At 68.7% G+C, this 21,078-nt stretch carries 21 protein-coding genes, 2 tRNA genes and 1 pseudogene; 17 read left to right on the forward strand and 7 right to left on the reverse strand.

Going from position 1 to position 21,078, the window contains the following annotated elements; all coding sequences use genetic code 11:
- Positions 1 to 68: 68 nt before the first annotated feature.
- Together AB0J74_RS13425 and AB0J74_RS13430 are read right to left on the reverse strand one after the other, a co-directional pair.
- Entirely contained in the window at positions 69 to 752 is a 684-nt protein-coding gene (locus AB0J74_RS13425) for an HAD family hydrolase (RefSeq protein WP_363447985.1), read from the reverse strand.
- A pseudogene (locus AB0J74_RS13430) lies at positions 749 to 1,611 on the reverse strand (winged helix-turn-helix domain-containing protein). Before AB0J74_RS13430 ends, AB0J74_RS13425 begins: the two are co-directional and overlap by 4 nt.
- A 530-nt stretch (positions 1,612 to 2,141) precedes the next feature.
- On the opposite strand from AB0J74_RS13430, the gene AB0J74_RS13435 reads away from it, so the two are divergent.
- From AB0J74_RS13435 to AB0J74_RS13475, 9 genes are all read left to right on the forward strand, one after another.
- Positions 2,142 to 2,426, forward strand: a complete 285-nt coding sequence (locus tag AB0J74_RS13435; RefSeq protein WP_363447986.1) for a hypothetical protein — start codon at positions 2,142 to 2,144, stop codon at positions 2,424 to 2,426.
- The gene (locus AB0J74_RS13440) at positions 2,426 to 3,151 is read left to right on the forward strand and encodes a GntR family transcriptional regulator (protein ID WP_363447987.1); all 726 of its coding nucleotides are present in this window, start codon (positions 2,426 to 2,428) and stop codon (positions 3,149 to 3,151) included. The genes AB0J74_RS13435 and AB0J74_RS13440 overlap by 1 nt, the downstream gene beginning before the upstream one ends.
- Before the next feature lie 115 nt (positions 3,152 to 3,266).
- Positions 3,267 to 3,674 (forward strand): hypothetical protein, encoded by a 408-nt coding sequence (locus AB0J74_RS13445; RefSeq protein WP_363447988.1) that lies wholly within the window; start codon positions 3,267 to 3,269, stop codon positions 3,672 to 3,674.
- Between the two features lie 810 nt (positions 3,675 to 4,484).
- The gene (locus tag AB0J74_RS13450; RefSeq protein ID WP_363447989.1) at positions 4,485 to 5,903 is read left to right on the forward strand and encodes a cell division protein FtsK; all 1,419 of its coding nucleotides are present in this window, start codon (positions 4,485 to 4,487) and stop codon (positions 5,901 to 5,903) included.
- Positions 5,900 to 6,418 carry a DUF2637 domain-containing protein gene (locus tag AB0J74_RS13455; protein WP_363447990.1) on the forward strand — a complete coding sequence of 173 codons (519 nt, stop codon included), beginning with the start codon at positions 5,900 to 5,902 and terminating at the stop codon, positions 6,416 to 6,418. The genes AB0J74_RS13450 and AB0J74_RS13455 overlap by 4 nt, the downstream gene beginning before the upstream one ends.
- Positions 6,415 to 8,193 carry a replication initiator gene (locus AB0J74_RS13460; protein WP_363447991.1) on the forward strand — a complete coding sequence of 593 codons (1,779 nt, stop codon included), beginning with the start codon at positions 6,415 to 6,417 and terminating at the stop codon, positions 8,191 to 8,193. Before AB0J74_RS13455 ends, AB0J74_RS13460 begins: the two co-directional genes overlap by 4 nt.
- Before the next feature lie 4 nt (positions 8,194 to 8,197).
- A complete protein-coding gene (locus AB0J74_RS13465; protein ID WP_363447992.1) occupies positions 8,198 to 8,404 on the forward strand; it encodes a helix-turn-helix domain-containing protein in 207 nt (68 codons plus the stop codon).
- The gene (locus AB0J74_RS13470; RefSeq protein WP_363447993.1) at positions 8,404 to 9,561 is read left to right on the forward strand and encodes a tyrosine-type recombinase/integrase; all 1,158 of its coding nucleotides are present in this window, start codon (positions 8,404 to 8,406) and stop codon (positions 9,559 to 9,561) included. Before AB0J74_RS13465 ends, AB0J74_RS13470 begins: the two co-directional genes overlap by 1 nt.
- Before the next feature lie 265 nt (positions 9,562 to 9,826).
- Positions 9,827 to 10,093: a hypothetical protein gene (locus AB0J74_RS13475; protein ID WP_363447994.1), complete on the forward strand. Its 267-nt coding sequence runs from the start codon at positions 9,827 to 9,829 to the stop codon at positions 10,091 to 10,093.
- A 189-nt stretch (positions 10,094 to 10,282) separates the two neighbouring features.
- Here the strand turns inward: AB0J74_RS13475 and AB0J74_RS13480 are convergent.
- Positions 10,283 to 10,353, reverse strand: a tRNA-Gly gene (locus AB0J74_RS13480).
- Positions 10,354 to 10,394: 41 nt separating this feature from the next.
- On the reverse strand, positions 10,395 to 11,036 hold the full coding sequence (locus AB0J74_RS13485) for a hypothetical protein (protein ID WP_363447995.1): 642 nt from the start codon (positions 11,034 to 11,036) through the stop codon (positions 10,395 to 10,397).
- A gap of 175 nt (positions 11,037 to 11,211) precedes the next feature.
- On the opposite strand from AB0J74_RS13485, the gene AB0J74_RS13490 reads away from it, so the two are divergent.
- Complete coding sequence (locus AB0J74_RS13490) at positions 11,212 to 12,153, forward strand: TAXI family TRAP transporter solute-binding subunit (protein ID WP_363447996.1); 942 nt, start codon at positions 11,212 to 11,214, stop codon at positions 12,151 to 12,153.
- Here the strand turns inward: AB0J74_RS13490 and AB0J74_RS13495 are convergent.
- Together AB0J74_RS13495 and AB0J74_RS13500 are read right to left on the reverse strand one after the other, a co-directional pair.
- Positions 12,109 to 13,500 carry a HAMP domain-containing sensor histidine kinase gene (locus tag AB0J74_RS13495; RefSeq protein ID WP_363447997.1) on the reverse strand — a complete coding sequence of 464 codons (1,392 nt, stop codon included), beginning with the start codon at positions 13,498 to 13,500 and terminating at the stop codon, positions 12,109 to 12,111. The genes AB0J74_RS13490 and AB0J74_RS13495 overlap by 45 nt on opposite strands.
- 1 nt (position 13,501) lies before the next feature.
- Complete coding sequence (locus tag AB0J74_RS13500; RefSeq protein WP_363447999.1) at positions 13,502 to 14,158, reverse strand: response regulator transcription factor; 657 nt, start codon at positions 14,156 to 14,158, stop codon at positions 13,502 to 13,504.
- A gap of 190 nt (positions 14,159 to 14,348) precedes the next feature.
- Between AB0J74_RS13500 and AB0J74_RS13505 the strand changes: the two genes are divergently transcribed.
- From AB0J74_RS13505 to AB0J74_RS13535, 7 genes are all read left to right on the forward strand, one after another.
- Positions 14,349 to 14,422: transfer RNA gene (locus AB0J74_RS13505), tRNA-Pro, on the forward strand.
- 85 nt (positions 14,423 to 14,507) lie between these two features.
- A complete protein-coding gene (gene tig, locus AB0J74_RS13510; protein WP_363448000.1) occupies positions 14,508 to 15,842 on the forward strand; it encodes a trigger factor in 1,335 nt (444 codons plus the stop codon).
- A 136-nt stretch (positions 15,843 to 15,978) separates the two neighbouring features.
- Positions 15,979 to 16,620, forward strand: coding sequence for an ATP-dependent Clp protease proteolytic subunit (locus AB0J74_RS13515; RefSeq protein WP_363448001.1), 642 nt, complete (start codon positions 15,979 to 15,981; stop codon positions 16,618 to 16,620).
- A gap of 10 nt (positions 16,621 to 16,630) precedes the next feature.
- Positions 16,631 to 17,293 carry an ATP-dependent Clp protease proteolytic subunit gene (locus AB0J74_RS13520; RefSeq protein ID WP_363448002.1) on the forward strand — a complete coding sequence of 221 codons (663 nt, stop codon included), beginning with the start codon at positions 16,631 to 16,633 and terminating at the stop codon, positions 17,291 to 17,293.
- A 160-nt stretch (positions 17,294 to 17,453) separates the two neighbouring features.
- Entirely contained in the window at positions 17,454 to 18,743 is a 1,290-nt protein-coding gene (gene clpX, locus AB0J74_RS13525; RefSeq protein WP_363448003.1) for an ATP-dependent Clp protease ATP-binding subunit ClpX, read from the forward strand.
- Between the two features lie 7 nt (positions 18,744 to 18,750).
- On the forward strand, positions 18,751 to 19,560 hold the full coding sequence (locus tag AB0J74_RS13530) for a carbon-nitrogen hydrolase family protein (RefSeq protein WP_363448004.1): 810 nt from the start codon (positions 18,751 to 18,753) through the stop codon (positions 19,558 to 19,560).
- Positions 19,557 to 20,369 carry a methyltransferase domain-containing protein gene (locus tag AB0J74_RS13535; protein WP_363448006.1) on the forward strand — a complete coding sequence of 271 codons (813 nt, stop codon included), beginning with the start codon at positions 19,557 to 19,559 and terminating at the stop codon, positions 20,367 to 20,369. Before AB0J74_RS13530 ends, AB0J74_RS13535 begins: the two co-directional genes overlap by 4 nt.
- A 29-nt stretch (positions 20,370 to 20,398) precedes the next feature.
- Here the strand turns inward: AB0J74_RS13535 and AB0J74_RS13540 are convergent, their stop codons facing one another.
- Positions 20,399 to 21,076 carry a hypothetical protein gene (locus AB0J74_RS13540; RefSeq protein WP_363448007.1) on the reverse strand — a complete coding sequence of 226 codons (678 nt, stop codon included), beginning with the start codon at positions 21,074 to 21,076 and terminating at the stop codon, positions 20,399 to 20,401.
- Positions 21,077 to 21,078: the final 2 nt, after the last annotated feature.

Here is a 21,078-nt window from a genome sequence, read left to right on the forward strand (position 1 = left end):
TCCAATCTGCCTACGCTACGTAGCGAGCTTGCACAGCTGCGTTGCCATGCCGTTCCTTGGCTAGTCCTTTATTTGAGCAGCGCGGACGCAATCTCGGCCATGCTGTCCGTGATGTAATCTGCGCCCGCATCGACTAGTCGTTTGCGTTTTTCGGCACTCTTGCCGTATCCAATCGTAGATACTCCTGCCGCGTGCCCTGCGATTACATCGCTGCTTGAATCACCAACAAAGATTACCCGATTGGGCGACAAGTCAAGGCGCTCCAAGGCGTGCCTGACTAGGTGCGGGTGAGGCTTGAGTAACGACGGGCGCATCCCGTCATTGCGCGCACTGATTATGTCCACGTGATCTAACACTTCGTGGCGCTCCAAATATGAGCGGACGGCTGAAACCGAGTTGTTGCTAACTACCGCAGTTGGCCTGCCGGCCATTCTCGCGGCCCTGAGCGTATCAAGGGCACCAATGGTCTCGGTCGCGGATTTTACTGCCAACAGTTCTTTATCTCGAAGGGCGTCTGCGATGCGCCGAACTGTCGCCGCCGGCGCTGTCGCATCTAGCCTAACGAGTAGCTGAAGAGGGTCGTCTTCGGTTTCGAACTCGGCAGCGTTGGCACCCAACATGTCCCTGAGCTCGCTCGCTATCGCTGGAGCTGCGTAGCCGGCGAACACTGAACAAATTGGCCCGTCGAAGTCCAGCAGGATCGCGGCGCCACCCCGTACTAGGTCTTCGAGTTGTTCGACACTGGCGGTCATGGGCGGTGTGCCTCAGCAATGGTGGTCCACACGCTGTCGAACCAGCTTCGGCTTGCTCCACGTAGAGGGTCGCCGGGTCTTCGTTGTCTCCGGCGACGTAGGGAAAAAGGGGCACGTCCTTGCCCATGACGTCGTAGATCGGCGTTGGCGTCTTGTCGATCGTGACGGTGTGTTTCACGACCGGGTAGAAGCCGAAGAAGGCCTGGTCGCCGTTGAGGACGTAGAGCTTGAACAGGACCGCGGTCCGGTGATGGCGGATCTCGGCTGTGGCGTTGCGGATGAGGCCGAGGTCGGCGAGCTCGTTGACCTCATCGACGATCGACTCCGCGTGTCGGCGCATGATGCGCTCGGCGCGGCGTCGGACAGCCTTGTCGTCTCCGTCGGTAGTCGCGGCCGCCGGGACGGACGCTGACTCGCTGAGGTCGGGAAGCAAGATTCGGACCGTGATCGACTCTGGCGAGAGGCGGCCCGCGCGGATCTTGTCGAGTGGTTCGGTCATCGCGCCGTGGAGGGTCTCACCGGAGAAGCCGGCGAAGTCGATGGAGACGTGTGGGCGTTCGAACGCTGCCTCGATGTGCGGCCGTAGACCTACCGGCTTCTCGGTGCTGGTGCGGACGAACGCGCCGGTTCCCTGCCTCGTGACGATCAGCCGTTCGTCACGGAGGATGCGCAGCGCGGTCTTGATGGTTTCGCGGGCGACGCTGTAGCGGTCGGCAAGGTCGAGTTGGGACGGTAGGCGTTCACCTGGGCCGATGCGCTTGGTCAGGATGACGGCGCGGAGGACGTTGGCGATCTGCTGGGATGCCGGGCGGTGGTCGTCGGGCTCCAGGTCGTCGAGATCGGCCGCGGTGAGGTTCACGCGCACAGATTAGAACCTGACTAGCCAAGTTAGGAATAGTCGGGCTGGTCGTCTTGTGCCTGGCCGTCCCATCTTCTACCGTCAATTTGACTAGCCAAGCTAGTCAAGTGCTTCACCCCTAGACAGGTCCGCCGCGTGGCTCGCTTCCGAGTTGGCGCTTGTGGTGGCGCGCGGCGGGCCGTTATCCGGCACCGGGGTGGACGTTGAGCCCGCTCCGTCCGCTCCGGTGCCATCCACGCTTTGCGGTGGAGGTGCGTGGTGCGACCGGCAGGGATTCTTCCCTTCGATCCGAACGACCCGCCAATCGACCCGCCCGCCGGGTGCGTCAACCGGCTGATGTGGCAGGTGTCGCGGCGACTGTTCGCGGACCACCAACCCGGTCAGGATGGCTGGTGCGTCGCGTGTCGGCCCTACAGCTACTACCCGTGCGTGGCGCGGCAGCTTGCCGACCTCGGGCTCGTTTCCGCCTTCACGCAGCCGCATGGCGCGCCTTGGCGGGTCACGGATGGGCGCTGGCGGCAGGTGTGGTCATGAGGCCCGATCCGGTAACTACGCCGCCTCGGCTTCCTCGGCCGGCGGCCGAACTAGTTGGCCGGGTCTTCTACATCCCGCCTGACCTGGTCCAGTACGAACGCGCGGGGTTCGTTGTCCGACTTACCGAGGTCCGGGAGGACATCTCCCTTTGGTACGGCGGGTCCTGGGTCTGGATCGAGGGTGTCCAGCTCGACGTCCAGGGCGACGCGCTCGGTCGGGTTCAGGCGCTCGTTCATGTCGACGCTCTCGGAGAGCTAACTCGCCTCGACGGCGGTGTCTGATGGCGGGGGAGTCGACTCCGAAGTACGCGCTGATCGCCAGCACTATCCAGGACAGGATCATCTCCGGCCGGTATCCGGTCCGTTCGCTGCTGCCCAGCGAAGCTGACCTGGTTCGCGAGTTCGGCACTGCCCGCGCGACGGTCGTGCGCGCCTTGGAGTTCCTTCGCCTCGAAGGCTGGCTCGAAGCCCAGCAGGGGAGAGGAAGGACCGTCCTGGGCCGACCCCACACCGAGCGCTCGCCGGCGCCCACGCGTGTATTGCGGCTGCTCGCTGGCGAAGACTCGACGCACGTCTCTCTCCTGCGGGCGGCGCCAGTCCCGGCCACCGACCGAACCGCGGACCTACTCGGCCTGACGACCCCGGCGCGGGTGATCGCTCGACGGCGTCTGCTCGCGGACAGCGGCGCCATGCCGCCCGCGTTCGCGATCGTCCACCTACCCGACGGCATCGCACAGCGATCCGCGATGGTGATGAACGCACCCATCGGCGAGGACGTCGTCTCACGCCTGAGCCGCACCGGGCACAACCCCCGACGGATCACCGAACGGCTGACGGTCAGGCCCGCAACTCCGCGCGAGGCAAGCCTTCTGACCGTTCACCGTGGCCGCTGCCTGCTCGTCGCGACTCTGGTTGTCCTCGACGGCGAAGGCCGGCCGCTCGTCGCGGTTGACGCCGTGCAGCCGGCGGATCGCACCATCGTGGAATTCGGACATGGACTTTCTTGAATGCTTCACTTGACTAGCCATGTTGGTCATAGACACACTTGACTGACATGACCAGTCAAGTTGAGTGAAGGGAGAAACCGTGTCAGTTCCGAACGCGTTCCAGGTGCCCGTGCCGATGGATTACGTGTTCGCGTATGGCGTCCTGGGTCTGCGCGTCGAGGCGGTCACCGACTTCGACAAGCGTGGGCAGGGCGACGATCAAGCCCGTGACAAGGCGACCGGGGAACGTCTCTGGCAGGTGGTCGTGATGGATCTCGACCCCGACGCGGGCTCGTTCGGTCGGACCACCGAAGTCAAAGTCAAGATCGCGGCACCGCATCAGCCGGTGCTTCCTGAGTCGCCGGTCCCGGGCTATCCGCCTCGGATCGAGTTCGCCGACCTGGTGTTGACGCCGTATGTCGACTCGCAGCGCTGCAAGGGCTCCGACAAGGGAGCGCACCGCTGCCGGGCGCGTCTGGCCTGGTCCGTCCGCGCAAGCGGACTCTCCGCGCCGAAACCATCACCGCGTCGCAACGCCGCCTGATCTAACCAGCGGCCATCACGTCGGAGTCGGGGTTCAAAGCAGAACCCCGACTCGGCGTCATCAACCACACCCAGAAAGGGAGGGCTCATGCCCGAGTTAGTTCATGCTGCCCGCGTTCGGGTTAGGTGGCGCGAATGCGCCGGCTGCGGCCGGCTGTTCCCCGCAGGCCCGACCGACGCTGTCTGCCCGGCGTGTGCGGGGTGGTCATGATGCGCGTCATCGCGCTCTGCCGCGCTCTGGCCGACTCCACCGCGATCGTCGTCGGTGCGCCTTCGGCGACGGTCGTCGAGATCCGCTGCCCACGGTGCCACCGGTGGCGCAAGCCGCGCCGCTTCGACACTCACGTCAACGCGTGCGCTCGGTGCAAGGCCACCCTCGGGCGGGAGGTGTGGCGGCCGTGACGCGTACCCATCGGCGGACCGTTGCCGCCCTCGCCGGGCCGGGCATCACTGCCGCACGCACCGTCTACCTCACAACCCCTGGCGACGCGGTACGGGTTGCCGCACTCGTCGAGATCTCGGCTGCTGCTGCGGCACTCGCCAGGACTGTGGTCAAGCTTCGGCACCTGGACCCTGACCTCATCGCTCCGCACGTCGTCGACCGGGCCGACCTGCGCGCCGTCCTCGGCCGTGGCCGGTGGCTGCCGACCATGACCCGCCACGTTTCGCTGCCTCCGGGAGGACCGCCGGTTCTGTCCGCGCTGCCGCGGCCAGTCGTTGTGTCGCGCTCGATTCGCCGGCGCAGCTCCCGTCGCGCTGGGGCGGGGCAGACGGCGTTATTCCCTGCCTCGTCCTCGGGGGAGGCCGTGGCATGCCACTCGTGAACGTCATCCGGGGACAAGAAATCCCGGAAGCACCGCTCAACCTCCGTACCCCGGTCGTGCGCATTCCGCTCTGGATGGCGCTGGCCTGGTGGTGCCTACGCGGCCTCGGCCGGCTGCTCCGCGGCTATGTCCGCTACTGGTGGGTGACGATGCCTGCGACCGGGCTTGGCTGGCTCTACCTCGAGCACGGCTGGCTCCCGCTGGCCGCGACAATTAGCGGCGTCGCCCTGGTCGCGACGGTGTGGGCGTTCTCGCACCGGCCGTCGTGGTTGCGTTTGGGCTGGTGGCCGATCAAGGCCCAGATCCGGCGCTGGCAGTACCGACGCGTCTGGCATCCCGCCATGGCCACCGCCCGGCTGGCGGTCAGCTGGGACACCCGCACCGTCCTGCCGGTCCTGCGACGGGTCCGCTGCGGCGCGGGTGTCGATCGGGTCGTCGTGCGCATGGTGTCCGGGCAGACACCGGACGACTTCGCCCTCTCCGCGGTGCGCTTGGCTCACACCTTCGGCGTCCGGCAGGTCAAGGTCACACCTGGCCGGCGACCGGACACGATCACCTTGAACCTTCTGCGCGGTGACCCGCTCACCGCCGTGGTTCCGCCGGTGCCTGTCCCGTACGTCCCAGACTTCGCCTCGCTGCCACTCGGCCGTCGCGAAGACGGGCGCCTGTTGACGCTGAAGCTGTTCGGAACACAGGTCCTCGTGGCCGGCGCCACCGATGCGGGGAAGGGCTCCGTCATCTGGTCGATCGTCCGCGCCCTGGCAAGCGGCATCCGGGACGGGATCGTCGAGGTCTGGGCGTTCGACCCCAAGGGCGGCATGGAACTCGCCATCGGCCGGCCTCTGTTCGCACGCTTCGCCTGCGACGACTACGAAGCCATGGCCGACGTGCTCGAAGAGGCCGTAGCCAGAATGCGTCGCCGCACCGCACGACTACGCGGCAAGACCCGCCAACACATTCCCACCGTCGACGAACCGCTGATCCTGATCATCATCGACGAACTCGCGGCTCTGACGGCGTATCTGACCGACCGGCAACTCAAGGAACGCATCAAGAACGCGCTCGGCATCCTGCTCTCTCAAGGCCGCGCGGTCGGCGTCCATGCCCTGGCCTGCCTCCAGGACCCACGCAAAGAGATCCTGCCCTTCCGCAACCTCTTCCCGACCCGCATCGCCTTGCGGCTCACCGAGGACAAGGAAGTCGACCTGGTCCTCAACGACGGAAGCCGCGACCGCGGCGCCCTCTGCGACCAGATCCCCAAGAGCCTGCCTGGCGTCGCCTACGTCCTCCTCGACGGCGATCCGACACCCATGCGGGTGCGGTTCTCCTACCACTCCGACGCTGACATCCGCGCCCTCGCCGCCGACTACGGCCGGCTCCGCCTCAGAGAGGGGAGCGCCGCATGACTACACCCACTGCAACCATCCGGCTGGAAGGGGTCGCCCTGGTCGCCATCCTGCTCACCGTCGCCGCGTTCGCCGGCGCCGCCTCGTTCACCCACGTCAAAGACTGGACCCTCGCCAACTCGCCGCCCGGCACCGGCGCCTGGTACGGCTGGGCCAACGCCGTCATCAGCGAACTCCTGCCCACCGCTGCCGCACTCGACATCCGGCGCCGCCGACGCACCGGCCAGCCCATCGCATACCCGGTCTGCGTCCTCGCCGGCGCCGTCGCGCTCTCGCTCGCCGCGCAGCTCGCCGTTGCCAAGCCTGGCCCGTCTGGTTGGCTGCTCTCCGCCGTACCGGCGCTGGCGTTCCTCGCCCTCAGCAAGCTCGTCCTGACGACCAAACCGGCTGGGCACAGCGCCGACGCTCCTGTCGTCGACGACCAGGTCCTCACCGACCCACGCCCCGCGGCCTTCGTTCCCTTGCGGCCCAGCGCATTCGCGCGCCCCAACGGTGGGCAGGCGGTCCGCCGATGACGGAGACCACGACGCTCATCGAGCCGCGGCCCGGCTCCCGCGCCGCGCGGGTGGCGCTGCCCCGCGCCATTGACGCACTAAAGCAACTCGCCACCGAGTACGGCGTCTGCGCGCGCCCCGTCCTGCTGCGCCGCACAGACCTGGCCACCGGTCAGACCGAGGTAATCGACCTTCCTTGCGGAGCCACCCGCGACGACAAATGCCCGGCCTGCGCCAAGCGCGCCAAGCGACTCCGGCAGGTTCAGATCCGCGAAGGTTGGCACCGCACCGACGAACCTACGACCGGGCCAGAACCGGCGACCGACGCCCAACGTGCGCTTATCGAACTCCGTGCCAACTACGAACTCGGCCGCGCCCAAGCCGAACTCTCCAGCCAATGGGACCAGGTCGCCGACCTCGAACAGGCCATCGCCGAAGTCGAAGAGGTCATCGCCGCAGAGGGCCTGCGCGGACGGATTGCGCCGCCACACCAGGCCGACTACCAGGACGAGGATGGTCCGGCACGTCGCACCCGGTCGACCAGGCGGCGTCAGGACGTGCCGGACCTGCCACGGCGGCGTGTCGAGCCGCGCACGGTTGGCCGCGTCTACGCCGCGCCGGACGGTGCCACCTACCAGCCTTCGATGTGGCTGACGCTCACACTCGGCTCCTACGGCGCGGTCCACGGGGTCCGCCGTGCGCCCAGCGGGAAGCCCATCCCGTGCGCTTGCCGCCGCGTCCACACCGACGATGACCCACTCATCGGCACACCCGTCGATCCAGCGAGATACGACTACCGCCGCGCCGCCTGGGACGCCGTGCATTTCCCACGCCTGCTCGACCGATTCTGGCAGAACCTCCGCCGCGCCGAAGGCTGGAACATCCAGTACGCCGGCTGCGTCGAGCCGCAACGCCGACTCGCCCCGCACGCGCACTTCGCGATCCGCGGCACCATCCCGCGCACCCTGCTCGCGAAGGTCGCCAGAGCGACCTATCACCAGGTCTGGTGGCCGCCCGTGGACAGGCGGACGTGCGAGCCGGACAACCCACCAGCGTGGAACGCCGACCGCGGTGCCTGGGTCGACCCTGACACCGGCCGACCTCTGCCGACCTGGTCGGAAGCGCTCGACACCCTCGACGACTCCGACACCGAACCGGCGCACGTCATCGCTTTCGGCGACCAGGTCAAGGCCAAGGGCGTCAATGCCGGCAGTCGCGACACCGACCGCACGATTGGCTACATCACCAAGTACCTGACCAAGAGCGCCGCTGACTGCCACGCTGAGACCACCGACGCCCAACGCGCACACGCCGACCGACTCTGGCGACAACTCCGCGTCACACCTTGCTCCGATCGCTGCGCTAACTGGCTGCTCTACGGCGTCCAGCCCAAGAACGCACACGGCAAGCTACGACCGGGCAACTGCAAGGGAAAGGTCCACCAACGGTCCACATTGGGCATCGGTGGTCGGCGCATCCTGATCTCGCGCGACTGGTCTGGCAAGACCCTTGCCGACCACCGCGCTGACGCGCACGCCTGGGTCAAAGCACTCCTCGGCATCTCCACCGACGCGGCAACCGCCGACCCGGTCGACGCGACGCCCGGTGAACCAGCGCCGGTCGCCTGGGAGATAGCTCGGCCCGACGACCCGGACGTGCCTCCCGTAGAACACCGACTCCTCCGCGCGGTCGCGCAACGCGTCCAGCGAAGACAGCAGCTCGACGCCGCTCGGCAACGTGCGAGCACCGGTCCGCCAGGAACGGCGGTGCCCGGCGGGGGCGACACCCATGGATGACCTGATGACCACTGAGGAGGTCGCGAAAGTGCTCCACACGTCAGAGCGGCTGGTCCGGCGGCTCGTCGCTGAGAGACGCATCGCCTACGTCAAGGTCGGCCGCGCCGTCCGGTTCGAACCGAATGCCGTCGTCGCCTACGTCGAACAGAACCGCGTTGTCACGCTCTCCAGAGCGCAACTGCGCGCCTCGATCCTTGGCCGGGTGGCGTGATGGCCGGGAAGAGTCGTCGGCGCTTCGGCAGCGTGCGAAAGCTGCGCTCGGGTCGCTACCAAGCGAGGTATCTCGGCTCCGATGGGCTCACGCGCACCGCCCCGGAGACCTTCGCAAAGGAGCGCGATGCCGAGAAGTGGCTCACCTTGACCGAGTCGCAGATGATCAAAGGGGAGTGGTCGCCCCCGGAGGGTTCGGAGATCACGGTCCGGGACTACGGCCGCCGCTGGATCTCCGACAGGAAGCTCGCCCCACGCACGCGCGAACTCTATGGAGACCTCTACCGGCTCTACATCGACCCACGTCTCGGCAAGCTCGAACTCGGCGAAGTACAGCCGGCAACGATCCGCACGTGGCGGTCAACCTTGCTCGCCGGCGGCTGTAGCGAGCCGCAAGCGGTCAAGGCGTACACACTCCTGAGAGCGATCTTCAACACGGCGGTCAAGGATGACGAGATCTTGCCGAAGAATCCGTGCCGGATCCGCGGCTACGACACCTATCACACGCCGGAGCGACCGACCGCGACCGTCGACCAGGTCCACGCGCTCGCTGACGTCATGCCGCGGCGCTTCTCAGCCTTCATCCTGGTCGCGGCCTTCTCCGGACTCCGCTGGGGAGAGCTTGCCGCGCTGCGTCGTTGCGACGTCGACCTCGACGCCAGAACGGTCAAGGTCCACCGGAAGCTCGCGGCGCTCCGGACCGGGTTGGAGTTCGGACCACCGAAGACCCGCGCGGGCGTCCGTTCGGTTGCCCTACCTGGAGTCGCCATCGACGCACTCAGAGATCATTTCGCGGCGGGATTCGTTCCCGACGACCCGGAGGCGTTGATCTTTACCGGGGACAAAGGTGCCCTGCTCCGTTCCGGCAACTTCCGCCGCGCGACCCGCTGGGCGGAGTCGACCCGTGCGGCCAGCCTCGGTGACGACTTCCATTTCCACGATCTTCGCCATACAGGCAACACCCTCGCTGCTGCAGCCGGCGCTAGCACCAAGGAACTGATGACCAGACTGGGTCAGTCGAGCATGCGGGCGGCCCTCGGCTACCAACACGCGGCCAGCGAACGGGACCGCGAGATCGCCGACGCAATGGACAAGCGGATCAGGAAGAGTCGGACACCTAAGCGCGCCAAGGCCTCATTGCCACAGCCGCGAGCGTAATTCGCTCGCACAGTGTTCGCCTGGAGCTGTGCATGCTGCACCGCCCTTTCGTGGTCATACGGTTGGTGGACATCGTAAACGAAAGTGCCGACCTATCCAGCCTTATGGCTTAATTCGAGCGGGTGATACGCACCGACTACGCACGGTTATGTAATGCCGTGAACAGCCCGAATGCAGAATAATGCCACAACATTGTGTTGCCTATTTCCGGGTCAGAGAGTATTGTGCGGCGCCTTTTTGCTCGGCCTCGAACTTGAAGTCGCTGATGTACTTCATTGTGTCGCCTTCGGAAACGGGACAAGAGGTACAGATGCCAGTAGTGATCGAGGGGATCAATCTTCCTCCGGCCCACGCCACCATCCTATTGATCATCGTGGTAACGACAGCACTGGTCCGGGCAGTTACGGCGCTCGTAACCGCTTGGAATCAACGCGGACGCGATCGTTCGACCGTCGAGGAAGCCGTGGAAGACAAGATCGCCGACAGCGCGGAGCCGCCACCGACTGCCAAAGATGGCGCCTCCGGCGAATAGGGCGTCCGGCTCAACAACCCGGTGATGGCCTCGAGCGTTCGGACTACTCGCCTCGCGGACCGCGCCAACCCGCGTGGAGTGGCCAGCGCATCATTGTGGCACGCCAATGGCACGCAAGATCGAAAAGCCCTAAAGAAGGCTCAAGGTCAGACCGCAAGCAACAGGTCTGACCTGGCCAAAACCGCGGAGAGCGGGCGACGGGAATCGAACCCGCACCGTCAGTTTGGAAGACTGAAGCTCTGCCATTGAGCTACGCCCGCGGGTGCGCCGCGGGCGCACAACCGACAGCGTACTGGCTAGGTCACGACGCCGCGCGGAGCGGGGGTGTGGCGATCTCCAGCAGGGCCGCATCCGAGGTCACCGAGGTCACCGACACCTGTAGGCAGCCCGGACGCGACCGGATCGAGGCCGTCGCGCCCAGCAGGCGGGCGCCCCGGACCAGCACGGCCGCCATTTCCTGATCCGCCAGCCGGACCCCGAAGACCCCGCCCCGGCGCTGCCGGCCGGCCGCCAGCGACGCCGCCTGCCAGGCCCGCCGGGCCAGCGTCTCGCGCCGGGCGTTGTGCGGCGATGACGCGCCCACCGGATCAGTACGGAGCAGGAAGTGCCGCCCCTGCCGCCACGCCGAGGTCAGCCGGTGGGCGGTTTCGGGAAAAACGACAGCCGGCACGGTCACCCGGTGCACGAAATACTGCCGGCGCCCGCCACCGACCAGGGTGGCGCTCGTCGCCGAAACCCCCAAATCGGTCAGCAGCTTCGCCAGCCGGGTCGCGGCCTCGGGCTGGTTGAACTCGGCCACGGTGGCCTCGGGCGCGTCCGGCAGCACCCGCAGCGTCGCGCCGGCCGGAACCGGCGCGACGCCGGCGCCCGCCAGGACGACGGCGGGCGTGGGTCCGGGTGCCGGCCCGGACCCGAAAGACCGCGGCGCGGGGGAGCGGCCCACGCCCGTACACCGGATGAGGCAGGCTGCCTCGAAAGCGGCGGGCAGTGACCGCATGGCCGCGGATTCAGTGGTTTCACGGTGCATGGCCATCGTTCATCGCCTCCGCCCTCAGCGTGGCGGTCCGGCCGTTCAGGGGGTATGCGCGAGCGCCTTACTTGAGGAAAACTTGCGCTGCGTGAGGGCCTTAGCTGTGCGGCGCACCGGACTGGCGGTCCTGGTGCTGCTGCTGCTCGGCGCGGGCGTCGCCGGCGAGGGGCATCCGCCGGTCCACCACATCCGGATCGCCACCGGCAGCCAGACCGCCGTCTACTACGCGTTCGGCAAGGCGCTCGGCCAGCTCGTCGACGACAACCTGCCCGATTCCCAGGCCGAGGTCATGGTCACCGCCGCCTCGGTGGAGAACGTGCGGCTGGTCGAGAGCAAGGGCGCCGAGATCGGCTTCACCCAGGCCGACATCCTGGTCACCGGCTCGGCACCGCCGGACCCGCGGGTGCGGGCGCTGGCCCGGGTCTACGAAGACCTGCTGCACCTGGTGGTGCCGCGCGGCTCCGACATAAAGACCCTGACCGACCTGAGGGGCCGCCGGGTCGCGATCGGAGCGGCCGGGTCGGGCACCGAGATCACCGTCGGCCGGCTGCTCGAGGTCGGCGGGCTGAGCGCGCCGGGCATGATCCAGACGCAGCGCTGGGGGCTCGACCAGTCGGCGGAGGCGCTGCGCGAGGGCCGGATCGACGCCTTCTTCTTCTCCGGCGGCCTCCCGGTGCAGGCGATCGAGGATCTCAACAACAGCCTGGGCATCCGGATCGTCGACCTCGGGGAGTGGGTCGAGCCGATGCGCAAGGCCCATTCGATGGTGTACGTCGAGCGCGAGGTCAACGACTCCGTCTACAACCTGCCGGCCGTCAGCACGCTCGCCGTGCCCAACTACCTCGTGGTGCCGACCGACATGCCCGACGACGTCGCCTACAACCTGACGAAGCTGTTGATGGAGCGGCACGACGTGCTGGCCCGCGCCCACCCGGCCGGGGAGCGGTTCGACGTGCGCTCGGCGATCGGCACGATGCCGGTGCCGCTACACCCGGGCGCCGCCCGATATTTCCGCTCGGTGAAGCCGTAGCCGCACCCGCGCGACCAGCCCGCGGGGCCGCAGCGGGGCCAGCGTCAGCGTGCCGCCGGACGCCTCGACCAGCACGGTCGCGATCGACAGGCCGAGCCCGGCGCCGTCGACGTTCTGGGTGTTGGGTGCCCGCCAGAACCGCCGGGTCGCGAGCCGGCACTCCTCGGCGGTCATGCCGGGGCCGTCGTCGCGGACGGTGACCAACGCGCGACCGGCCACCGCCTCGACCGAGACGGTCACGTGGCCGCCGGCGCCGGCGAACTTCAGGCCGTTGTCGATCAGCGCGTCGAGCGCCTGGTCGAGAGCGGTGTCGGCGGCCTCGGCGGGCACCGGGTCGGCCGGCACCTCGGCGGTCAGCGCGACGCCCCGCTGCGTGGCCAGCGGCCGCCAGGCCTCGACCCGGGCCGCCACCAACTCGGCCGCGTCGACGGTGACCGGCGGCCGGCCGTCCCACTCGGCGCGGGCCAGCGCGAGCAGGCTGTCGAGTACCCGGCTGAGCCGGTCGGACTCCTCCAGCGCCAGGTGGTGCTCGGTCCGGGCCTCCGACGGCAGCATGTCGCCCAGGCCCTCGACCCGCAGCCGGAGCACGGTGAGCGGGTTGCGCAGCTGGTGGCTGGCGTGCGCGACGAACAGCCGCTGCCGCTCCAGGGCGTCGGAGACCGTGTCGGCCATCTCGTTGAAGCTGGTGGTGAGCCGGCGCAGTTCGGGCGGCCCGAGGGCGTGCGGCACCCGGGCGGTGCTGTCGCCGGCGGTGATCTCGTGCACGGCGGTGTCGAGTGACAGGACGGGTCGCAGCACCCAGTGGGCCAGCCGCACCGCGGCCACCAGCGAACCCACCAGCGCCAGCAACCCGACGACGCCGAGGACCGCCCAAGCGAACAGCATCGCGCCGCGGGCCCGCTCGGTCGACGAGATGGTGAGCACCCCGCCGAGCACCGCGCCGCCCTCGTAGACCGGCACCGCCACCAGCAGCGAGCTCTGCTGCCACGGCCAGACGTTGGTCGGCGAGCTGACCTGCCGGCCGGCGAGCGCGCCCCGGACGACCGCGTCGGTCTCGAGCGCGGGCCGCGGGCCGGCCGAGGTCACCACCCGCCGGTTCTGGTCGACGACGATCACGACGATGCCGTAGAGGTCGTGGTAGCGGTTGAGCTCCGCCGCGACCGGTGCGAGCTCGCCGCCGCGCATGGCCGGCGCGACCAGCGCGGCGAACCGGGTCGCGTCGGCCAGCCGGTCGGCGAGCAGCGCCTGCGTGGTGCGCCCGCTCATCACCAGCGCCAGCGGCACCTCCAGTGCCAGGAGCACCAGACAGAGCAGCAGCAGGTATGTGGTGACGAGCCGGCGCCGCACGTCACTCGGCCTGGAGCCGGTAGCCCACCCCGCGCACGGTGCGGACCAGGTCGGGCTGGCCGAGCTTGGCCCGCAGGGAGGCGATGTGCACCTCCAGCGTGTGCCGGCCGGACCAGGTGGTCTGCCAGACGTCGAGGAGGATCCGCTCGCGGGTGACCGCGACCCCGGGCTGGCGCGCCAGCGAGGCCAGGATGTCGAACTCCTTGCGGGTCAGCGCGACCGGCTTGGCGTCGACCAGCACCTCGCGGGCGGTGAAGTCGATCCGCAGCGGGCCGATGTCGCGGGTCTGCCGGGCGGCGACACCGCGGGCGGCCCGCCGCAGCAGCGCCTCGATCCGCAACTGCAACTCGGCCATCGAGAACGGCTTGACCACGTAGTCGTCGGCGCCGACCCGGAAGCCGTTGACCTTGTCGCGCTCGTCGGAGCGCGCGGTCACCGCGATGATCGCCAGGTTGTCGTCGCGGGTGCGCAGCGCCCGGCACACGTCGATGCCGTCGCCGTCGGGCAGGCTCAGGTCGAGCAGCACGAGGTCACAGGGCGCGGCCTCGACGGCGGCGCGGGCGGTGGCCGCGTGCTCGACCTGGTAGCCGCGGCGGACCAGCATCGACTTCATCACGGACGCCACCCGCAGGTCGTCTTCGACGAGCAGAATGCGCATGGCTCCGCCTCCTCCCCGAGCGCGTGGTGCGCGCATCGTACCGTCAAGCTCTGATGCCCTTGGTCGGCCAACCGACGGCCCCGCCAAACCCGGGCATTCGGGTTTGTCCGGTTTATCCGTCACCCACCGTGCGGGAATGGGACGCCGGGCGCGGCGCGTGCGCCGCTACCGCATAGACTTCGGTTCGCCACGGGGTGTGGCGCAGCTTGGTAGCGCACTCGCTTTGGGAGCGAGGGGCCGTGGGTTCAAATCCCGCCACCCCGACTGTGACCGCCGCGGCGGTGTCAACTGCCGCGCGCCTACACTCGATGGGCTGATCAGTCCAAGAGACATTCCGAGGAGTACGCCTGTGAAGAGCACCGTCGAGACCCTGAGCCCGACCCGGGTGCGGCTCGCCATCGAGGTGCCGTTCGTCGAGCTCGAGCCGAGCCTGCGTAAGGCGTACCGGGAAATCGCCCAGTCGGTCACCGTGCCCGGTTTCCGCAAGGGGAAGGTGCCGTCGGCGGTCATCGACCAGCGGGTCGGCCGCGGCGCCGTGCTCAACGAGGCCGTCCAGGAGGCGATCCCGGAGAACATCGTCGCCGCCGTCCGCGAGCACGAGGTGAAGACGCTCGGCCGCCCCGAGGTGGAGATCACCGAGTTCGGTGACGGCGAGCCGCTCAAGTTCACCGCCGAGATCGACGTCCGTCCGGAGATCACGCTGCCCGACCTGTCCGGCATCGAGGTCACCGTCGACGAGCTGGCGATCGGCGACAACGAGATCGACGACCAGGTCAAGGCGCTGCGCGAGCGGTTCGCGACGCTCAAGACGGTCGACCGGGCCGCGCAGGACGGCGACTACGTCCAGATCGACATGAAGGCGACCGTCGACGGCGAAGAGGTGCCGGGCGGGTCCGCCACCAACATCTCCCACGAGGTCGGCAGCAAGCAGCTGCTGCCGGGGCTCGACGAGGTGCTGGTCGGCCTGTCGGCCAACGACGAGACCTCGTTCAGCACCCAGCTCGTGGGCGGCGACTTCGCCGGCCGTGAGGCCGACGTGGCGGTCACCGTGCGCACCGTCAAGGAGAAGCAGCTGCCCGAGCTCGACGACGAGTTCGCCCAGCTCGCCAGCGAGTTCGACACCCTCGACGAGCTGCGCGAAGACCTCCGCAAGCGGGTCACCCAGGCCAAGCAGGTCGAGCAGGTCTACGCGGCCCGCGACAAGGCGCTGCAGCAGGTCGTCGAGGCGGCCGACGTGCCGGCGCCCGAGGGCGTCGTGAAGGAAGAGGTCGAGCACCGCAAGCAGGCGATGGCCGACCAGCTCGAGCGGATCGGCGCCTCCTTCGAGGAATACCTCGCGGCGGAGGAGAAGACCGAGGAGCAGATCGACACCGAGCTGACCGAGGCGGCCACCGAGGGCGTCAAGATCCAGCTCGTGCTCGACACCCTGGCCGACGCCGAAGACGTGCAGGTCTCCGACGACGAGTTCGGTCACGAGATCATGCACCGCGCCCAGCGCGCCGGGATGCAGCCGCAGCAGTACTACGACCAGCTCGTCCGGTCGGGGGCCGCGGGCGCCGTCTTCGGCGACGTGCGCCGGGGCAAGGCGCTCACCCTCGTGATGGAGCGGATCAAGATCAACGACTCGGCCGGGAACCCCATCAGCCTGGACGCGGTGCGCGAGGTCACCGAGCACAACCACTGAGCGCGCTGGGGCGGGCTCACGAACACAACCACCGAGCCCCGCCTGCGCTCTGAGCGAACACCGTCCGCAGCGGGAAGTCAGCGCCTCGGGCAGCGGTTAATGTCGGGCGTAGTACGGAAACGAGCGAGAGGCTGCCATGACCGATCTGCATATCCCAGCGACGCCCATCCGGGCGCACGAGGCTCGCGGCGACAACCTCGCCGGCGGGCTCGACGACTCGGTCTACAACCGGCTGCTCAAGGAACGCATCATCTTCCTCGGCAGCGAGGTTACCGACCAGGTGGCCAACCGCATCTGCGCGCAGCTGCTGCTGCTGGCCGCGGAAGACCCGGGCCGTGACATCAACCTCTGGATCAACTCGCCCGGTGGCTCGGTCTACTCCGGCATGGCGATCTACGACACCATGCAGTTCATCGACAACGACGTCTCCACCGTCGCGATGGGCATGGCCGCGTCGATGGGCCAGCTCCTGCTCTGCGCCGGCACCAAGGGCAAGCGCTACGCCCTGCCGCACGCGCGGATCATGATGCACCAGCCGTCCGGTGGCATGGGTGGCACGGCGTCCGACATCGCGATCCAGGCCGAGCAGATGCTCTACACCAAGCGGATGTTCCAGGAGCGGGTCGCCTTCCACACCGGCCAGGGCCAGGACCAGATCGAGGCCGACTCCGACCGCGACCGCTGGTTCACGGCCCAGGAGGCCAAGGACTACGGATTCATCGACAAGGTGATCACCGGAGCCGCACAGGTTCCGGAAGGCGCCGGGACTCTGGGCTGAGGAGGCCACCATGACTGATCTGACGCTGCCTCCGCAGTTCGCGCCGGTGCACAACCGCTACGTGCTGCCCTCGTTCGTCGAGCGCACCTCGTACGGCATCAAGGAGTCGAACCCTTACAACAAGCTGTTCGAGGACCGCATCATCTTCCTCGGCGTCCAGGTCGACGACGCGTCGGCCAACGACGTGATGGCACAGCTGTTGACGCTCGAGGGCACCGACCCCGACCGCGACATCATCATGTACATCAACTCGCCCGGTGGCTCGTTCACGGCGATGACCGCGATCTACGACACCATGCAATACGTCCGTCCCGACATCCAGACGGTCTGCCTGGGTCAGGCCGCGTCGGCCGCCGCCGTCCTGCTGGGCGCCGGCACGCCGGGCAAGCGGATGGCGCTGCCCAACTCGCGGATCATCATCCACCAGCCGGCCACCGAGGGCGGCTACGGCCAGGGCTCCGACATCGAGATCCAGGCGCGGGAGATCCTGCGCATGCGGTCGCAGATGGAGGAAATCATCTCCCGGCACTCCGGGCGGCCGCGCGACCAGGTCTCCAAGGACGTCGATCGCGACAAGATCATGACGGCCGAAGAGGCCCGGGAGTACGGGCTGGTCGACACGATCCTCACCAGCCGCAAGAAGGGCCTGCTCGCGGCTGCCGCAGCGGGCTGAAATAGGCGTAGTGTCGGGGATCGGCCAGGTTCGACAACACTGGCTGGTCCCTGACACACCCATATTGGGGGTCGGAGATAACGCCCCTAGCGGGTAACGTCGAGTTTGCACACACCCCGGAGGCGGTCCGCCGCGGCCGATGAGCGCAGGGAGAACGTAGGTGGCACGGATCGGAGACGGTGGCGACCTACTCAAGTGCTCCTTCTGCGGCAAGTCGCAGAAGCAGGTCAAGAAGCTGATCGCAGGCCCCGGGGTCTACATCTGCGACGAGTGCATCGACCTCTGCAACGAGATCATCGAAGAGGAGCTGGCCGAGTCCGGCGAGGTGAAGTGGGAAGAGCTTCCCAAGCCGATGGAGATCTACCAGTTCCTCAACCAATACGTCGTGGGGCAGGACCAGGCCAAGAAGGCGCTCTCCGTCGCCGTCTACAACCACTACAAACGGGTCCAGGCCGAGTCGGCCAGCGGCCCGGGTGGCAGCGACGCGGTCGAGCTGGCCAAGTCCAACATCATGCTCATCGGCCCCACTGGCTGCGGCAAGACCCACCTGGCCCAGACCCTGGCCCGGATGCTCAACGTGCCGTTCGCGATCGCCGACGCCACCGCGCTGACCGAGGCCGGCTACGTCGGTGAGGATGTCGAAAACATCCTGCTGAAGCTGATCCAGGCCGCCGACTACGACATCAAGCGCGCCGAGACCGGCATCATCTACATCGACGAGGTCGACAAGATCGCCCGCAAGTCGGAAAACCCGTCGATCACCCGCGACGTCTCCGGCGAGGGCGTCCAGCAGGCGCTGCTCAAGATCCTGGAAGGCACGGTCGCCAACGTGCCGCCGCAGGGCGGCCGCAAGCACCCCCACCAGGAATTCATCCAGATCGACACCACCAACGTGCTGTTCATCTGCGGTGGCGCGTTCGCCGGGCTCGACCGGATCATCGAGTCCCGCACCGGCCAGGGCGGCACCGGCTTCGGCGCCCGACTACGCGCGGTCTCCGAGCGCTCGACCGACGACGTCTTCGGCCAGGTGATGCCGGAAGACATGCTCAAGTTCGGCCTGATCCCCGAGTTCATCGGCCGCCTCCCGGTGATCACCAACGTGCGCTCGCTCGACCGCGAGGCGCTCGTCAAGATCCTGACCGAGCCGCGCAACGCGCTGGTCCGGCAATACCAGCGCCTCTTCGAGCTCGACGGCGTCGAGCTCGAGTTCGAGCAGGCCGCCCTCGACGCGATCGCCGACCAGGCGATGCTCCGCGGCACCGGCGCCCGAGGCCTGCGCGCCATCCTCGAAGAGGTGCTCCTCTCGGTGATGTACGAGGTGCCCAGCAACCCTGACGCCGCCCGCGTCCTGATCACCCGCGGCGTCGTGCTGGAAAACGTCAACCCGACGATCGTGCCCCGCGAGTTCGCCGGCCGCCGCCGCCGCGACCGCGAGGAGAAATCGGCCTGACGGCACCATGCGGGTCGCCGTCTGCCAGCTCAACGCGCGCGACAACCGCGCCGACAACCTGAAGGCCGCCCGCTCCCTGCTGGAGCGGGCCGCCTCGCTGGGCGCCGACGTCGCGGTGCTGCCGGAATACACCGACTACCTCGGCCCTGATTCCGGCCTGCCGGCGCCCGAACCCGTCGACGGTGAATACGGCTCCTTCTTCGCCGCGACGGCGCGCGACCTGGGCATGTGGGTGCACGCCGGCTCGTTCCACGAGACCGGCCCGACGCCGCAGCACTCCTACAACACGTCGCTGGTGTTCGACCGCTCCGGCACCCTGGCGGCGACCTATCGCAAGATCCACCTCTACGACGTCGACATCCCCGGCAAGGTGTCCTACCTGGAGTCCGCCACCATCGCGCCCGGCACCACCACCTCGGTCGCCGACATCGAGGGCGTGCCGTTCGGCCTGACGATCTGTTACGACCTGCGTTTCCCGCAGCTCTACCGGTCGCTGGCGCACGACAGCGGCGCCCAGGTGCTCGTGGTCCCCGCGGCGTTCATGCTGCACACCGGCCGCGACCACTGGGAGGTCCTGCTCCGGGCCCGCGCGATCGAAAACCAGTGCTACGTGATCGCGGCCGGCCAGGTCGGCGACCACGAGCCGGCCCGCAGCTGCTTCGGCCGCTCGATGGTCATCGACCCGTGGGGCACCGTGGTCGCCCAGGCACCCGACGAAGTGACCGTCATCGTGGCCGACCTCGACCTGACCCGGCTGGCCCGCATCCGCCGCGAGTTGCCGTCGCTGGCCAACAGCCGGCCGTTCACCGTCGGTTGACCGCGGCGTTCGACGCGCACGAGCGCGCCCTGTGGTCCGGCCGCGCGGCCGCTTACCGCGACAGCCTCGCCGCCCTGTGCGCCGGCTCCGCCGACTCCCTCCTGGACGCCGCCGCGGTCGGCGCCGGCGACCTCGTGCTCGACGCCGGAACCGGCACCGGCACCGTCGCCGCCCTGGCGGTCGCGCGCGGCGTGCGCACCGTCGCCGTCGACGCGGAAACCGGCATGCTCTCACTAGTACGCCGCCGCCTGCCCACGGTCGACCTCGCCCTGGCTGCGCTGCCGCGGCTTCCGTTCGCAGCGGCCAGTTTCGACGCCGCGGTGGCCAACTTCGTCGTCAACCACGTCGGCGACCCGCTGGCCGCGTTGCGCGCCCTGCGCCGCGTCGTCCGCCCCGGCGGCCGGGTAGCCGTGACGATCTGGCCGCACCCGCCGCCACCGGCACAGCAGATCTGGGCGGACACCTTCGCCGCGGCCGGCGCCGTGCGCCCGCCCGACCTGCCCCGCGTCGACGCGGACCTGGACTTCCCGCGGTCCCCCGAAGGCCTGACCACCCTGCTGCGGCGCGCCGGGTTGGCGGAGGTCGACGGTTCGGTGGTCGCCTGGACCCACCACACCGACCGCGAGGCCTGGTGGAACGGCCCGGCGAACGGGATCGGCGCCACCGGGACGATGCTGGCCCGCCAGGATCCCACGACGAAGGCGCGAATCCGGATGGAGTTCGACCGGATAACCACACCGTTCCTGACCGACGACGGTTCGCTGGCACTGCCGACCTCCGCGGTCCTCGCCCACGGCGTCGTGGCCTGAGCCGCGTCCCCGCCGGGCCTCCGTGAAGGTCAGTCGCGGGTTTGGAGCACGCCGCGCATCTCGCGCATCAGCTTGCCGGCCTCTTCCGGGGTCCGCGACGGGAACAGTGCCATCCCGGTCGCGCCGTGGTCGGCCCAGCCGCATACCGCCATGCTGCCGCCGTCGTCGACGGGCGTCGTACCGCATTTCATCACGCCACCGAGGTCGCCGGCTGGCACCTCGTGGACCCCGGCGACCTCACCGTTCTCGTCGCCGACCAGCGTGAACAGGGTGTCGAGGTCCTTGGCGGGTGACCACAGCAATGCCGTACCCCCGAAGAAGAGGACGCTGCGGTTGGCGCCCGCGGGATCCGTGTAGACCGCGCCCACGCTCTCGTTGAGGTCGATGCCGGCGGCGAAAGCCGCCCGGAGGTCCTCCGCCGTCGCCTCCGCCTCGGACGAGTTGTCGCGGGTCAACCCCGCCACCTTGGTCGGGGTGGTCATCTTCGTGTCCTGCTGGGAGATGATCCCGGCGCCCCAGATGCCGACGCCGATCACGCCCGCCAGGACCACCACGGCCACCGAGCCGAGCACGATCTTGCGGCGGCCGGACATCGGTGGGCGGGGTCCGTCGTCCTCGTCGGGCCGATCCGGCGACGCCGCCCAGACGGGCGGTGTGACGTCGATCGGGTCGCCCGGTTCGGCGGCGGAAATACGGTCGTTCGACATGC

This window comes from Asanoa sp. NPDC049573 (assembly GCF_040676615.1).
Classification (GTDB): domain Bacteria; phylum Actinomycetota; class Actinomycetes; order Mycobacteriales; family Micromonosporaceae; genus Asanoa.